Origin of the sequence: Polynucleobacter sp. AP-Titi-500A-B4 (assembly GCF_018688095.1) — a bacterium.
GTDB lineage: Bacteria > Pseudomonadota > Gammaproteobacteria > Burkholderiales > Burkholderiaceae > Polynucleobacter.
The window spans coordinates 945,338-960,539 of sequence record NZ_CP061311.1 but is presented as its reverse complement, the minus strand read 5'-3'; the positions used below and the strand labels follow the sequence as shown (position 1 = coordinate 960,539).

The 15,202-nt window shown below is 46.4% G+C and carries 14 protein-coding genes; 3 read left to right on the top strand and 11 right to left on the bottom strand.

Annotated elements, in window-relative coordinates:
* Positions 1-36: 36 nt before the first annotated feature.
* Both pgeF and FD968_RS04990 read right to left on the bottom strand, forming a co-directional pair.
* Positions 37-807, bottom strand: coding sequence for a peptidoglycan editing factor PgeF (pgeF, locus tag FD968_RS04995; protein WP_215367743.1), 771 nt, complete (start codon positions 805-807; stop codon positions 37-39).
* The gene (locus FD968_RS04990) at positions 800-1,843 is read right to left on the bottom strand and encodes an RluA family pseudouridine synthase (protein ID WP_251367650.1); all 1,044 of its coding nucleotides are present in this window, start codon (positions 1,841-1,843) and stop codon (positions 800-802) included. The genes pgeF and FD968_RS04990 overlap by 8 nt, the downstream gene beginning before the upstream one ends.
* 20 nt (positions 1,844-1,863) lie before the next feature.
* On the opposite strand from FD968_RS04990, the gene FD968_RS04985 reads away from it, so the two are divergent.
* Positions 1,864-2,751 carry an outer membrane protein assembly factor BamD gene (locus FD968_RS04985; protein WP_215367741.1) on the top strand — a complete coding sequence of 296 codons (888 nt, stop codon included), beginning with the start codon at positions 1,864-1,866 and terminating at the stop codon, positions 2,749-2,751.
* Between the two features lie 70 nt (positions 2,752-2,821).
* Here the strand turns inward: FD968_RS04985 and alr are convergent, their stop codons facing one another.
* A complete protein-coding gene (gene alr, locus FD968_RS04980) occupies positions 2,822-3,922 on the bottom strand; it encodes an alanine racemase (protein WP_215368037.1) in 1,101 nt (366 codons plus the stop codon).
* 74 nt (positions 3,923-3,996) lie between these two features.
* Here alr and lplT point away from each other — a divergent pair, with 74 nt between their 5' ends.
* Positions 3,997-5,316, top strand: coding sequence for a lysophospholipid transporter LplT (gene lplT, locus FD968_RS04975; RefSeq protein WP_215367739.1), 1,320 nt, complete (start codon positions 3,997-3,999; stop codon positions 5,314-5,316).
* Between the two features lie 13 nt (positions 5,317-5,329).
* On the opposite strand, the gene FD968_RS04970 is transcribed toward lplT, so the two are convergent.
* Genes FD968_RS04970 through scpA form a run of 8 tightly spaced genes read right to left on the bottom strand, consistent with a single transcriptional unit; the run spans position 5,330 to position 14,454 of the window.
* Positions 5,330-5,851 (bottom strand): DNA polymerase III subunit psi, encoded by a 522-nt coding sequence (locus tag FD968_RS04970; RefSeq protein WP_215367737.1) that lies wholly within the window; start codon positions 5,849-5,851, stop codon positions 5,330-5,332.
* The gene (gene rimI, locus FD968_RS04965) at positions 5,848-6,375 is read right to left on the bottom strand and encodes a ribosomal protein S18-alanine N-acetyltransferase (RefSeq protein ID WP_215367735.1); all 528 of its coding nucleotides are present in this window, start codon (positions 6,373-6,375) and stop codon (positions 5,848-5,850) included. The genes FD968_RS04970 and rimI overlap by 4 nt, the downstream gene beginning before the upstream one ends.
* Positions 6,375-7,106: a tRNA (adenosine(37)-N6)-threonylcarbamoyltransferase complex dimerization subunit type 1 TsaB gene (gene tsaB, locus FD968_RS04960; RefSeq protein WP_251367649.1), complete on the bottom strand. Its 732-nt coding sequence runs from the start codon at positions 7,104-7,106 to the stop codon at positions 6,375-6,377. The genes rimI and tsaB overlap by 1 nt, the downstream gene beginning before the upstream one ends.
* A gap of 38 nt (positions 7,107-7,144) precedes the next feature.
* Positions 7,145-7,612, bottom strand: a complete 468-nt coding sequence (locus FD968_RS04955; RefSeq protein WP_215367734.1) for a VOC family protein — start codon at positions 7,610-7,612, stop codon at positions 7,145-7,147.
* A gap of 15 nt (positions 7,613-7,627) precedes the next feature.
* Positions 7,628-9,664: an acetyl-CoA carboxylase biotin carboxylase subunit gene (gene accC / locus FD968_RS04950; protein WP_251367648.1), complete on the bottom strand. Its 2,037-nt coding sequence runs from the start codon at positions 9,662-9,664 to the stop codon at positions 7,628-7,630.
* A 15-nt stretch (positions 9,665-9,679) separates the two neighbouring features.
* Positions 9,680-11,212, bottom strand: a complete 1,533-nt coding sequence (locus FD968_RS04945; protein WP_215367732.1) for an acyl-CoA carboxylase subunit beta — start codon at positions 11,210-11,212, stop codon at positions 9,680-9,682.
* Positions 11,213-11,222: 10 nt separating this feature from the next.
* On the bottom strand, positions 11,223-12,248 hold the full coding sequence (gene meaB / locus FD968_RS04940; RefSeq protein WP_215367730.1) for a methylmalonyl Co-A mutase-associated GTPase MeaB: 1,026 nt from the start codon (positions 12,246-12,248) through the stop codon (positions 11,223-11,225).
* 22 nt (positions 12,249-12,270) lie between these two features.
* On the bottom strand, positions 12,271-14,454 hold the full coding sequence (gene scpA / locus FD968_RS04935) for a methylmalonyl-CoA mutase (RefSeq protein ID WP_215367728.1): 2,184 nt from the start codon (positions 14,452-14,454) through the stop codon (positions 12,271-12,273).
* A gap of 94 nt (positions 14,455-14,548) precedes the next feature.
* Between scpA and FD968_RS04930 the strand changes: the two genes are divergently transcribed.
* Positions 14,549-15,187, top strand: a complete 639-nt coding sequence (locus FD968_RS04930) for a GntR family transcriptional regulator (protein WP_215367726.1) — start codon at positions 14,549-14,551, stop codon at positions 15,185-15,187.
* Positions 15,188-15,202: the final 15 nt, after the last annotated feature.

Sequence of the window (15,202 nt, the reverse complement as noted above, 5' to 3'; positions counted from 1 at the left end):
ATATAGTAGTAACCCTCACCCAAAGGGTGATGAATTCTAGAGCGAATTCGCCTCTGATATCCAGATCAGACTAGCAAACCTACCTGTTTCCCCATCCCGACGATAAGAGAAAAATTGCTCAGCTTGCGTGAACGTACAGTAGTGCCCGCCAAAAATTTGATTCACGCCCACCGCTGAAAGTCTGCTGCGTGCTAATAAGTAAATATTGGCTAAGTATTTCCCGGATTTGCCAGTAATGGGAATGAAGGCCTGCTCAGGATAGGGCAACCCAAAATTCTGAAAAGCATCAACAACATCTTGTCCTACTTCAAAGATCTGAGGACCGATAGCAGGACCAAGCCAAGCCATGATGGGATCGCCCTCACCGTAGTTCGCAAGAATCCTCATCTCTGCCACCGTGTTCTCCAAAACGCCAGCACAAAGTCCTCTCCAGCCAGCATGTGCTGCACCGATAACCGTTCCCTTTGTATTAGCCAATAACACCGGCAAACAATCTGCGGTCATGATCGCTAAAACTTCATTAGGCTTATTGGTGACAATTGCATCCGCTTCAAGCAATCGCTTAGTAGGCTTGCTCACGTTGACGCCGTGTACTTGCTTCAACCAAACTGGCTCACTTGGTAAACAACTTCTTAATAGTGCTCTATTTGCCAATACGCTTTCAGGCAAATCAGCAACATGATCGCCAAGATTAAGTGAATCATAAGGGGCTACGCTAACCCCACCGTTCCGTGTAGTCACTAAGGTCTGAATGGAAGTTGGAGCACCCCACTCTGGCTTTAGAAATGCACCACTTACATTAGCCATGCGTGCGCTCGTTGTGTATTGAGGCCAACACCACTGACTCTTGCGGCAAATCCGCTTCAGACATACCTACTAGAGGCAATAAAGCCATGAGATCCTGAGGTGGCAAACGAAACCAGCTCACAAGCTCTTGACTTACCGGGTGTTGCAGACTCAAAGCAAAGGCATGTAATGCCTGGCGCTCAAATGGTAAATTCTTTGCGACACCTGGGGTTTTCTTGCGATAAACCGGATCACCCAATAAAGGATAGCCGAGTGATTCAAGGTGAACTCGAATCTGATGAGTGCGGCCTGTTTCCAAACGACATTCTAGTAAAGCCACTGGCGACTCTTGAAAAGTGGATTTCGCTAAACGTCTAAATAATGTCGCCGCAGGTTTACCTTGCGGACTACCGGCAGCCATTTTGAGACGATCACGTTGATCTCGACCTACCGATGCCAGCACCTTACCTTGACTGGGCGCTTCACCCCAAACCCAAGATAGATATCTTCTGCCTACTGTTCTATCTTGCAATTGCCTGACGAGTGATGTTTGAGCATGCGCAGTTCGCGCTACTACCATCAATCCCGACGTGTCTTTATCCAATCGATGAACGATACCTGCCCGAGGCAAGGATTTCAGCTCAGGGTATTTATATAGCAAGCCATTTAATAGAGTCCCAGACCAGTTACCTGCTGCTGGATGAACCACCAATCCTGGCGGTTTATTGATCACAATAATGGAATCATCCTCATAAACCACATCCAATGGGATGTTTTCAGGGCTAAAGGCAAATTGCTCGGGCATTTCTTGTGGAAACACCTTAATACTCTCTCCGCCTCTCAGTAAATAACGTGCTTTAGTGACTTTGCCATCGACCATTACCGCTCCAGCCTCGACCCAGGTCTTGAGACGATTTCGGGAATAATCTGGCAAAGACCCTGCTAGCACCTTGTCTAGGCGTTCGCCGGCCATCTCCATGGGAATTTCCAGGGAGATGAAATCCTCTTCATCGATATAATCAACAGGATTCGAATCAGGAGTTTGCGGCAATGCCACGCTTAAAGAGCCTTTCAGTTATGTCCGACGTAATATCAGACGCCAGTTTAAGGCTTGCTGGGTCATCCGCCCCTCAAAAATGCATTTCCCGAATTAGTCTGGGTTCAATCGCCCTGCTTTTATCCTGTATTTGCGCTCTATTACTCGTCAGCGGGTGCGCTGGTAGTGATGGCCAAAAGGACGATACCGATATATGGTCAGAATCCAAGCTTTACTCTGAAGGAACCGATAAGTTAAATGATGGCGACTTTGCAAAGTGCGGCAAATACTTTGAAAAACTTGAAGCACGTTTTCCATTTGGTCCTTATTCACAACAAGCACAAATTAATGCTGCTTACTGCTACTGGAAAGCGCAAGAGCAAACTCAAGCTCTTGTAGCAATTGATCGGTTTATTAAATTACATCAAGGTAGCCCAACCTTAGACTATGCCTACTATCTCAAAGGCCTTATTACCTTCAATGATGACTTAGGTTGGCTCGGTAAATTTACTGGTCAAGATTTAAGCGAACGTGATCCTAAGGCTGCTAAAGAAGCATTTGAATCGTTCAAAACAGTCGTTGAGCGTTTTCCTAACAGCAAATACGCACCAGACTCCTTAGATCGTATGCGTTATATCGTGAACTCGCTTGCTGAAGCCGATGTGATCGTGGCACGTTTCTACTACCAACGCGGCGCCTATTTGGCCTCTGCAAACCGTGCCCAGCTCGTCATTCGTGACTACGATCGCGCCCCAGCAGTTGAGGAGGCGCTTTACATCCTGATGAAATCCTATGAAAAATTGGGTATGACTCAATTAAGCAATGACACTGCGCGGGTATTCAAGCTGAACTTCCCAGATAGTCAAATGTTAGAAACTGGTCAGCGAGTTAAGAAGGAACGTAAGTGGTGGCAGATCTGGAATCAGTAGGCTCATTTAAATGCGAGCCAATCAATTTATAAAAAATCCTCTACTAAAGAGGATTTTTTATTTTGGGCGATCAAATAATTTTTACAGGCACCCTGGGTGCTACAGCGCAGAGTAATTCATATCCAATCGTGTTACTCATTTGCGCAACTTGATCTACCGGCACCTTATCACCCCAGAGCTCAACAACACTTCCAATTTTGGCATGCGGAGCATTGCGTAAATCTACCGTCAACATATCCATCGATACTCGTCCAACTAGTGGGCAGATAATTCCACTTCCAACTTTATCGCTATCACCAACCCACACTGGTGTGCCATCTTTTGCATGTCGTGGATAACCGTCTGCATAACCGCAAGCAACAATACCTACGCGCATCGGCTCAGGCGCTTCATAACGACCACCGTAACCTATCCGATCACCCGCTTGTAATTCTTGTATGTCAATAATCTCGCTATGCAACTGCATGACCGCCTGAAGATGCGCATGTTCAATATCGGCATATAGACCGGTTGGTGAGGCACCATAAAGCATGATGCCTGGGCGCACCCAATCGCCCAAGGCATTGCGATGCCAAAGAATTGCAGCAGAATTTGCTAAAGAAGTCGGGCCATCTAATCCTTCAATAGTTTGATTAAATAATTCTTGTTGAGCATCAACTGTAGGCTTGCGATCCATTTGATCGGCATTGGCAAAATGGGTCATGTGATGCAAGCGATAACCCGCTGAGTGCAATCGATGAAAAGCGGTTCTATAGGCCTCAGGTTTTAATCCCAGGCGATTCATACCAGTATTCATTTTAAGAAAAACACTAATGGGCTTGTGGACTTTATCCGCATAGCGCTCAAGCCACTCAATCTGCGTTTCGCAATGGACCACCAAGTCACAATGGAGCTCTTGAGCAAGATCGATTTCATTTTCATGAAATAAGCCCTCTAGTAGCAAAATACGCCCCTGCCAACCATGCTCCCTTAAGCAAACCGCATCCTGAATATCTAAAAGCGCAAAACCGTCAGTCGACTCAAGCCCTTTCAGTACAGCATCAAAAGTATGGCCGTATGCCCTTGCCTTAATAACAGACCAAATTTTTGACTCAGGCGCAAGCTCCCGAACACGGTTTAAGTTATGCTGAAAGGCCTGTGTATGAATAGATGCCAAAATTGGTCTATTAATCAAACTATTAGCCGAAGCACCCATTTCTACCCCTCCTTTCATGCTTTAATTGTATTAATGACTAGATTGTACGAATGAACCGTAGTTTTTACATCATTATGGCGGCGCAATTTTTTTCGTCGCTTGCTGATAACGCCCTCCTGATAGCGGCAATTGCCCTCTTGGCTCAGCTTCACGCTCCGGCCTGGATGACCCCTTTGCTCAAATTATTCTTCGTATTGTCCTATGTAGTGCTGGCTGCCTTTGTGGGTGCCTTTGCAGACTCCCGCCCAAAAGGCAATGTCATGTTCATTACTAACACCATCAAGTTTATTGGTTGTGTAGCTATGCTCTTTGGTGGGCACCCTTTGCTCTCGTATGCAATCGTAGGCCTTGGCGCTGCCGCCTACTCTCCTGCAAAGTATGGCATCTTGACTGAGTTACTCCCTCCAGAGAAATTAGTCGCTGCCAATGGCTGGATTGAGGGACTGACCGTTGGATCAATTATTTTAGGCACCGTGCTGGGCGGGGTCTTAATTAGCAGCACCGTCTCTCAGAGCCTCCTGGCTCTCGATGTGCCTAGTTTAGATACTGGTATCGATACACCTGCAGAGTCAGCAATCATGATCATCATGATGATTTATGTCATTGCAGCCCTCATTAACTTAAAGATTCCAGATACTGGCGCTCGCTATGTATCCCAGAAAACCAATCCGATTGAATTGGTCAAAGACTTTGCTGTTTGCTTCAGAACTCTGTGGGATGACCGTTTAGGTCAAATCTCTTTAGCGGTTACTACCTTGTTTTGGGGTGCTGGTGCAACCTTGCAGTTCATCGTGATTAAGTGGGCGCAAGTCGCCCTACATATGAACCTCTCACAGGGCGCTATTTTGCAGGCCATCTCTGCCGTAGGTGTTGCTGGAGGAGCCGTCTGGGCAGCTTGGCGCGTACCTCTTCGTAAGTCCCTGAATGTTCTACCTTACGGTATTGCCATGGGATTAGTTGTCTGTGTCATGGCAATCTATAACTCCGATATGTTGCCCAATACACCATTGCTTGCCATTGGCAAAATGCAGGTCACCTTGAATCTATTGCCTGCTTATATCCTTCTAATCTTGGTAGGTTGGTTGGCCGGGTATTTTGTGGTGCCTATGAATGCGCTACTCCAGCATCGTGGCCACGTATTGATGTCTGCTGGTCACTCTATTGCCGTACAGAACTTTAATGAAAATATTTCTGTATTGGGGATGTTAGCAATTTACTCACTACTGATTTGGCTGGATGCTCCTATTCAAGCAGTCATTATTGGCTTTGGTGTAACCGTGAGCATCATCATGTGGTTAGTCATCAAACGCCATGCCCGCAACCAAGCCGAGTATGACTCTATGCACCTCATCGGTGAGCATAAGCACTAAAACCGTATTGGGTTTAAATATTCTGTAGAACTGATTTAGCCAGCAAGAGATCTTGCCAGAGCGAGGCCTTTTCTGTCGACTTGGTAACAAGTTGGGCTAAATCGAATGTGGCTACAACTGGAATCTCATCGTCATTGCCAGTATTTAAGGCTAAGATTGTTTCGCGCAATTGAGGTAGCGGATCACGTTCACCAGTAATTTTTTGAGCTGCGGGACCACCAAATGCCAAGGCTACTACTGGCATACCATTTTCTGGCAATATAAGTTTTGCTAAATTGTCATTTGGACTCTTCCATGACCACTCGTTTCCAGCCAGACCCAAAACACGAATGACATTCTGGAATAACACTTGGGCATCACCTTGCGGTGGATTGCCGAAGAACCACCAATGTGCTCTTGGAGTCTTTTCAACTGAAGCAGAAGCATTCTCAGAAACTTGAGGCTGGCTAGCTTGGGCAAGCTCAGCAGAACGATCCCGCGAGGTCCATTCAGTGATGCCCATTTCTTTAAGAAAGCTTGAATGCGTATTGGTCATGGCTCTAGCTTAATCGATTTAGCCATCACGATCGCATCTTCACGATTTCCTGTTTGTGCACTGGCAGGATAGTAATTTTTACGTACCCCAATTTGCTCGTAGCCAAGCTTTTGATATAAAGTGACCGCAGAATCATTCGAGGGTCTCACTTCAAGAATGATCCGAGGTATTTTTTGTTGCGCAGCCACACCTTCAATTGCCGCCATCATACGAGACCCCAATCCCAGCTGACGTAATTTAGGGGCGACCGTAATGTTTAACAGATGCAGCTCATCAACAGCTGGGTAGAGAATGCAATACGCCCATAGGACTTGCGAATCAAGATAACTACCTGGCATTGCCTGTGCTTGATTCACTTGTGGTCTGATGCAATACGCCCAATGACCTGCGGCTAAGGAGTCCGAAAAGTTACCTTTGGTCCAAGGGTGAATATGAGAGATCGATTCAATAGCCAATACTTCATCTAAATCTGCCACCTGCATCGGCATGAATGACAACTCAGTGCCAACTTCTTGTGCGCTCATTACAGTGCACCCTTTTGAAAGACAATTCCACGTTCATCCGTCGTTAAAGCTACTTTATTACGCACATAGAGTGGCTCTAATTGGGCAACAGGAATGTGCCGACCAGCCTGATACATCTCCCGCGCTACATCTAAGATGCCTAGCGCTGAGATTGAGATTACTGAATCCAGCGCTGCACTTGGTAAAGAATTTTTGGTAAATAGACGATCGCCAAAGACCTGAACAGCACTGCCAGCAAGATATTGAATATTCGTTAAATCAATCGCCTCTGGCTTGGATAGATGAATATCACCTATACGCTTTGCCAACAGTTGATTGGCCTGTATTTCATATCGAGCCCAATAGATTTCATCCATTCGCGCATCTACGGCAATGACAAAATGTTGTGGTTTGATTTTTGCAAAGCCTGCTGTTTTCATAGCTTGCGCCGCAATCGCATCCAAACTGGCAACCGGCAAGACAGGGAGGTTTGCAGCAGTTGCAAGACCCTGGACCGCGGCTACCCCTAAGCGGACTCCAGTGAATGCGCCAGGGCCGATCCCTACTGCTATGGCATCAAGCCTATCAAGTTCTAGATTGGCCTTATCTAATAAATCTTCAATCCAAGGCAATAAGAGTTGGCTAGCGCCCGCCGACACAGCTTCATGTCGGAGTACAGGCACTGCATCACCTAAAGATAAAGCCACCGAACACCACGCTGAGGAGGTATCGATGGCCAATAATCGCGTCAATTCACACTCGCTCTATTGGGTTCTGTTCAAAACCCAAATTATGAACGCAATCCTGCAATGACCTCAGGAGGCGCCTGAACAAGCTCGATTAAGACGCCCTCGCCACTGATTGGAAACTCATCGTTACCCTTGGGGTGAACAAAAGTGATGTCGTGGCCACCTGCGCCTCTGCGGATACCACCTGGAGCAAACCGTAAGCCATTGGCAGAGAGCCATTCAACTGCCTTAGGAAGATCATCCACCCACAATCCGATGTGATTGAGGGGTGTTTGATGAACTGCAGGCTTTTTCTCAATATCAAAGGGCTGCATGAGGTCTACTTCAATCTCATGTGCACCTGATCCGATCGCGCAAATATCTTCATCTACGTTCTCGCGCTCTGAGACAAAAGTACTTTTGTATTCGAAGCCTAATAAATCGACCCAAAGCTTTTTTAGACGATCCTTATTTTCACCGCCGATAGCGATTTGCTGAATACCAAGAATTTTGAATGGCTTAGCTGTCATAACTTTTCACCTGTGTTATTCAAAACGAATGATAAGTTGATCAACTGCCAAGCTATCGCCCTCTTTAGCGCAGATCTCAGAAACAACACCATCCTGAGCAGCAGAGATGGTGTTTTCCATCTTCATCGCCTCAATCGAGGCAAGCTTTTGACCGGCAGTCACTGCATCACCAAGCTTGACGGCAATCTTTGTCAGTAAACCAGGCATTGGAGACATCACTAACTTAGAAGTATCGGGTGGAAGCTTGACTGGCATACGACGTTGTAGCTCTGCACCTAAGGGGCTCAGAACCATGCACTCATAATGCGCGCCATCAAGCACTAAATACAAACGAACACCCTTACGCTCTACTTGCGCAGTAATTTTGCTAGTGCGATTGATGGTTGCATGTAAGGCTAGCTGACCGGGGCGCCAGTCACTTTCAATGTCATAACGACTAACGCCATCGGCATCATCGATGTAGACGGAATAAATACCGTCTTTTAATTCAATGCGTACGGGCTCTTCATAGGGATCATTCATTGAGCCTGTTTTTTTGCCAGTCACTACAACAAACTTCTTGGCAATCACCATCTCATGTCCAGCCAATTGGCCATCAATCATTTTGATGTGTTCAAGATAGCGATAACGCATAAATGCCGCTAAAGCAGCAAGGCGCTTTGGATCTGCAGGCTGTACAGAGTCTTTTTTAAATCCTTCTGGATATTCCTCTGCAATGAAGCCTGTCGTGAAATCACCGTTTACAAAGCGGGGATGTTGCAACAGCGCAGCTTGAAATGGAATATTGGAATGAATGCCGCGAATAACAAAGTCATTTAAGGCAGAGCGCATCTTCTCGATGGCCTCAGTACGATCCTTGCCATGTACGATTAATTTCGCAATCATGGAGTCGTAGTACATCGGTATCTCACCACCTTCGTACACGCCTGTATCAACCCTCACGCCATTGACAGATTCTGGTGGACGATATTTCACAAGGCGACCAGTGGATGGCAAGAAGTTACGGAATGGATCATCTGCATTAATACGGCACTCCATCGACCAGCCATCTAACTTCACATCTTCTTGCTTGAATGCCAGTTTTTCGCCAGCAGCCACACGAATCATCTGCTCAACCAGATCTAAACCTGTAATACTTTCAGTTACAGGGTGTTCAACCTGCAAACGGGTATTCATCTCCAAGAAATAGAACGACTTATCTTTACCAACGACGAACTCCACAGTACCAGCAGATTGGTAATTCACAGCCTTCGCTAAGGCAACTGCTTGTTCACCCATTGCCTTACGAGTAGCTGGATCAATAAATGGAGATGGTGCCTCTTCAATCACTTTTTGGTGACGACGCTGAATTGAGCAATCGCGCTCATTCAGATACACCACATTGCCATGAGAGTCGCCTAAAACCTGAATCTCAATATGACGTGGTCCTTCAACGAATTTTTCAATGAAAATACGATCATCACCAAAGCTGTTCATCGCCTCAGTTTTGCAGGCAGCAAAACCTTCGGCAGCCTCTTTGTCATTAAAAGCAACGCGCAAGCCTTTACCACCCCCGCCAGCTGAAGCTTTAATCATTACTGGATAACCAATGCCCTGAGCAATTTTTACGGCTTCATCAGTGGTATCAATCGCTTCGTTGTAACCAGGAATAGTGTTGACCTTCGCTTCTAAAGCAAGTTTCTTGGAGGCGATCTTGTCACCCATTGCTGCAATAGATTGGTGTTTAGGGCCAATAAAGACAATGCCTTCTTCTTCACAACGCTTGGCAAATTGCTCATTCTCGGACAAGAAACCATAGCCTGGGTGAACCGCTTCAGCGCCAGTATCTTTACAGGCAGCAATGATGCGATCCATCACTAAATAGGACTCACGTGAAGGTGCCGGTCCAATGCAAATCGCTTCGTCAGCCATTTGTACGTGTCGCGCCTCTTTATCAGCCTCCGAATAAACCGCAACCGTCTTAATGCCCATCTTTTTAGCGGTTTTCATGACTCGGCAAGCAATCTCGCCGCGATTAGCAATCAAAATTTTCTTAAACATTTTCGTAGTCATCTTTTATCAGCGCCTTTACAGAGGAATGTTGCCGTGTTTACGCGCAGGATTCTTCAAATCTTTATCTTTGAGCATGGCTAGTGAGCGAGCAATTCGTTTGCGAGTCTCATGGGGAAGAATGACATCGTCGATATAGCCACGACGCCCTGCCACAAATGGGTTAGCAAACTTGGCCTTGTACTCCGCTTCACGAGCAGTAATTTTTGCTGGATCTGATTTTTCTTCGCGGAAAATAATCTCTACCGCACCCTTAGGGCCCATTACCGCAATCTCTGCCGAAGGCCATGCGAAGTTAACGTCACCACGCAAGTGTTTAGAAGCCATCACGTCATAAGCTCCACCGTAGGCTTTACGGGTTATCAAAGTTACTTTAGGAACCGTGCAATCAGCGTAGGCGTAGAGTAATTTAGCGCCATGCTTAATAATGCCGCCATATTCCTGGGCGGTTCCCGGCATAAAGCCTGGCACATCAACCAAGGTCACTACTGGAATATTGAAGGCGTCACAAAAACGCACGAATCTTGCTGCCTTAATAGATGCTTTGATATCCAAACAACCTGCTAAGACTAGAGGTTGATTTGCAACGATGCCAATGGAGCGGCCTTCCATGCGGGCAAAGCCAATCACGATGTTCTTTGCGTAGTCTGGTTGAAGCTCAAAGAATTCGCCATCATCCACAATCTTCTCAATCAACTCTTTCATATCGTAAGGTTGATTTGGGTTGGAAGGAACCAAGGTATCCAAGGAGAAATCTGGTTCTTCAGTACGGTTTGCACCTTTAATGAGAGGCGGTTTTTCGCGATTCGATAAAGGCAAGTAGTTAAAGAAGCGTCGCAACATCATGATCGCATCAACATCATTATCAAATGCGAGGTCACAAACCCCAGAAACGGTGGAGTGTGTTACTGCACCGCCCAACTCTTCAGAAGTGACATCTTCGTGAGTCACGGTCTTCACTACCTCAGGACCAGTCACGAACATGTATGAGCTGTCTTTCACCATAAAGATGAAGTCGGTTAGGGCTGGAGAGTAGACGGCACCGCCAGCAGATGGCCCCATGATCAATGAAATCTGAGGAATCACACCAGAGGCTGTTACGTTGCGCTGGAAAATCTCCGCATAGCCACCCAAGGAAGCAACACCCTCCTGAATACGTGCACCGCCTGAGTCATTTAAACCAATCACTGGGGCGCCAACTTTAAGTGCTTGATCCATGATCTTGCAAATCTTTTCAGCGTGAGCCTCTGATAATGAGCCGCCAAGAACAGTAAAGTCTTGCGAGAACACAAAAACTAAGCGGCCATTAATCATTCCGTAGCCGGTCACTACGCCATCGCCTGGCACAGTTTGATCAGCCATTCCAAAGTCATGACAACGATGTTCAACGAACATATCCCACTCTTCAAAAGTGCCAGCATCCAGCAAGAGCTCGATACGCTCACGGGCAGTTAATTTGCCTTTGGCGTGCTGAGCCTGAATCCGCTTTTGGCCGCCACCTAAGCGTGCAAGCTCGCGCTTTGCTTCCAGTTGTTGAATGATTTCCTTCATTACCTACTCCTTAGAAAAATTCATGTCCCATGGACTCCAATAAACGTCTTGCGGCTACTGAAGGTGCCATGGTTCCCTGATTTACTTGTGCAATTAAGCTGGGTAGAAGCGCTTGAACCGCTTCGTTACTGCGAAATGCGTTTTTTAGACCTGCATCAATACGATCCCACATCCAAGCACCAGCCTGCTGCTTGCGACGCGAATCAAATTTGCCATTGGCTCTTTGCAGTTTTTCAAAATGGGAGACCTTGTCCCATAGCTCAGGAACGCCCTTGCCTTCCAAGGCACTCAATGTCATTACGGTAGGGTGCCAAAAGTCTTCATCATGCGATGCATGCTCAGGATTACCCTGAAATCCTAACAAGCGCAATGAGCTGGTGATAAAGAGTTGTGCCCGCATTGCTGCATCCGGATCAAGATCTACTTTATTAATCACAATCAGGTCAGCAATCTCCATGACCCCTTTTTTGATTGCTTGCAAATCATCACCCGCATTAGGCAATTGCAGTAGCAAGAACATATCTGTCATGCCTGCTACCGCAATCTCGCTCTGTCCTACGCCGACCGTTTCAACGATGATGATGTCAAACCCAGCAGCCTCTGCAACCAGCATTGCTTCACGGGTTTTTTCAGCAACGCCACCAAGCGTCAGAGATGATGGGCTAGGTCTAATAAAGGCATTCTCTAAAACGGATAAGCGTTCCATACGGGTTTTGTCACCCAGAATAGAGCCGCCCGACAGGCTGGAGGATGGGTCGATTGCTAGAACAGCAACTCGATGCCCTTTATCAATTAAATAAAGTCCCAGCGTTTCGATGAGAGTGGATTTGCCTACCCCTGGAACGCCAGAGACCCCCAAGCGAAAGGACTTGCCTGTTTTTGGCAGGAGTGTGTTGAGCACTTCATCAGCACGCTTACGGTGATCTAAGCGAGTAGATTCAAGCAAAGTAATAACCTTCGCCAATGCGCGTCGCTGCTTTAGCGATGGCGCACCAGTGAGGTCACTTACTAAAGCAAGATCAGTGGCTTCGAGCATGCTCAACTGTCCCTTAGGTTTACTAAACCGGCTTTACGGATTTACGAATTTGCTCAAGCACATCCTTAGCTGATGCTGGGATTGGAGTGCCTGGTCCATAAATACCCTTAACACCTGCTTCATACAGGAACTCATAATCTTGTCTAGGAATCACGCCACCCACAAACACGATGATGTCATCAGAGCCTTGTTTCTTGAGCTCGGCGATGATCGCTGGCACTAAGGTTTTATGACCAGCCGCTAAGGTCGATACACCCAAAGCATGAACGTCATTCTCAATCGCCTGACGCGCGCACTCTTCTGGTGTCTGGAACAAGGGTCCAATATCGACGTCAAAGCCTAAGTCGGCATAGGCTGTGGCTACTACCTTAGCGCCACGATCATGTCCATCCTGACCAAGTTTGGCAATCATCACACGTGGGCGACGGCCAAATTCTTTAGCAAAGTCAGCGATCTCTGTTTGTAATTTTGCCCAGCCTTCAGCTGAGTCATAAGCGGCTGCATACACTCCGGTCACCTTTTGAGTATCGGCGCGATGGCGCCCGTAAACTTTTTCTAATGCATCAGAAACTTCACCTACAGTTGCCCGCAAACGAATTGCGTTTACAGATAACTCTAGTAAATTGCCAGAGCCATCTTCAGCAGCTTTGCTTAAAGCCTCTAATGCAGCCTCTACTTTTTTACTGTCGCGCTTAGCCCTGATCTCTTTGAGACGGGCAACTTGACCTTCACGAACCTTGTCGTTATCAATCATCAATACATCGACGAGATCTTCTTTTCCAAGTTTGTATTTATTGACACCAACAATCACATCGGAACCTGAGTCAATCTTGGCTTGTTTCTCAGCGGCAGCTGCTTCAATCTTGAGCTTAGCCCAGCCACTTTCCACCGCCTTTGTCATGCCACCCATGGCATCAACTTCTTGAATGATTTCCCAGGCCTTATCAGCCATCTCTTGAGTTAGGTTCTCCATCATGTAAGAACCAGCCCAAGGATCGATCACGCTAGTGATATGGGTTTCTTCCTGGAGAATTAATTGGGTATTACGAGCAATACGGCTTGAGAACTCTGAAGGCAAGGCAATGGCTTCATCTAGAGAATTGGTATGCAAGGATTGCGTGCCACCAAAGACCGCTGCCATCGCTTCAACGGTAGTTCTCACTACGTTGTTATAGGGGTCTTGCTCGGTTAATGACCAGCCAGATGTTTGGCAGTGCGTACGCAACATTAAAGACTTTGGATTTTTTGGCTCAAAGGATTTCATGATGCGCCACCACAGCAAACGTGCCGCACGCAATTTAGCAACCTCTAGATAGAAGTTCATACCAATGGCAAAAAAGAATGAAAGACGACCAGCAAAGCCATCCACATCCAGGCCTTTAGCAAGTGCCGTTTTGACGTATTCCTTACCGTCAGCCAAAGTGAAAGCCAATTCCAATACTTGGTTAGCGCCAGCCTCTTGCATGTGATAACCCGATATCGAAATCGAATTAAATTTCGGCATATGTTGCGCGGTGTACTCAATGATGTCACCAATGATGCGCATCGATGGTTCTGGCGGATAAATATAGGTATTGCGCACCATGAACTCTTTGAGAATATCGTTTTGAATCGTTCCCGATAAGAGTTCTTGTTTGACACCTTGTTCCTCACCAGCCACGATATAACCAGCCAATACAGGCAATACAGCGCCATTCATGGTCATGGATACAGAAACTTTATCCAATGGGATGCCATCAAACAAAATCTTCATGTCTTCAACAGAATCAATAGCAACGCCTGCCTTACCAACGTCACCCGTCACGCGTGGATGATCGGAGTCGTAACCGCGATGTGTAGCTAAGTCGAATGCAACAGAAACACCTTGGCCACCTGCTTCTAATGCTTTGCGATAAAAGGCATTTGACTCTTCTGCGGTTGAAAAACCTGCGTACTGTCGAATGGTCCATGGACGTACTGAGTACATCGTTGCCTGCGGTCCACGTACAAAAGGCTCGAAACCTGGCAATGTATCGGTGTAATTGAGGCCTTCAGTATCTGAAGATGTGTAAAGCGCCTTTAAATGAATTCCATCAGGAGTTTTCCAACCAAGCTTATCGACATCACCATTGGGTGCAGATTTCTGTGCCGACTTTTTCCAAGCTTCCAAGTTGGTCTCTGGAAATGATGGCCATGTACTAGATGGACTTTTCTTTTCTGAACTCACAAAGCACTCCCGTTAATTTTGTTGCATTGCATATAAGATTTTGTAATTCTGCTTGACTATTTAGAATTTGTCCAGCTATCATGTATTCATAATTATGAATACAAAACTGAATAATAGGCCATTGTATGAAGACGTCGCTGACCGTCTTCGGGAGCAAATATTTGCCAAACTCTTAGCGCCAGGAAGCTGGCTAGATGAGCAAAGCCTTGCGGAGCAATTTGGGATCAGTCGTACTCCAATGCGTGAAGCTATTAAGGTTTTAGCCTCTGAAGGCTTAGTCACCATCAAAATGCGTCGGGGAGCCTATGTTACCGAGGTGGCCAGAAGGGACCTGGAGCAAATCTTCACCATTCTCTCCCTCCTTGAGGGTGAAGCGGCACGTGAAACAGCCTCTAAGGCAACTGAAGAAGAGTTAAACCAACTAGATTATTGGCATCACCGCCTAGAAAAAGCTGCCGCAGATCGAGATATTGAGCAATTCTTCGAAATAAATGGCAAATTTCATGAATTAATCCAAGAAATTGCCGGCAATCGCTGGATGAATGGTGTCATTGCTGATCTGCGTAAAGTACTTAAATTGCATCGCAAGGATTCTTTAACGAGCACTGGAAGACTCCAAAACTCACTTATTGAGCATCGTGAGATTCTGAATGCCCTTTTAAAAAGAGACCAAGCTGGTGCTGAAAGTGCCATGCGCAAACATTTGGCGAGAGGCTTAGAAGCTCTAAGATAAGGTAATTTATCCATA

Coding starts and splice junctions, on each gene's coding strand:
- lplT (WP_215367739.1), top strand. CDS start 3,997: ATGAACCGTAGTTTTTACATCATTATGGCGGCGCAATTTTTTTCGTCG.
- FD968_RS04930 (WP_215367726.1), top strand. CDS start 14,549: ATGAATACAAAACTGAATAATAGGCCATTGTATGAAGACGTCGCTGAC.
- FD968_RS04970 (WP_215367737.1), bottom strand. CDS start 5,851: ATGACCAATACGCATTCAAGCTTTCTTAAAGAAATGGGCATCACTGAA.
- FD968_RS04955 (WP_215367734.1), bottom strand. CDS start 7,612: ATGACAGCTAAGCCATTCAAAATTCTTGGTATTCAGCAAATCGCTATC.
- FD968_RS04945 (WP_215367732.1), bottom strand. CDS start 11,212: ATGAAGGAAATCATTCAACAACTGGAAGCAAAGCGCGAGCTTGCACGC.
- FD968_RS04985 (WP_215367741.1), top strand. CDS start 1,864: ATGTCCGACGTAATATCAGACGCCAGTTTAAGGCTTGCTGGGTCATCC.
- accC (WP_251367648.1), bottom strand. CDS start 9,664: ATGACTACGAAAATGTTTAAGAAAATTTTGATTGCTAATCGCGGCGAG.
- pgeF (WP_215367743.1), bottom strand. CDS start 807: ATGGCTAATGTAAGTGGTGCATTTCTAAAGCCAGAGTGGGGTGCTCCA.
- rimI (WP_215367735.1), bottom strand. CDS start 6,375: ATGAGCGCACAAGAAGTTGGCACTGAGTTGTCATTCATGCCGATGCAG.
- meaB (WP_215367730.1), bottom strand. CDS start 12,248: ATGCTCGAAGCCACTGATCTTGCTTTAGTAAGTGACCTCACTGGTGCG.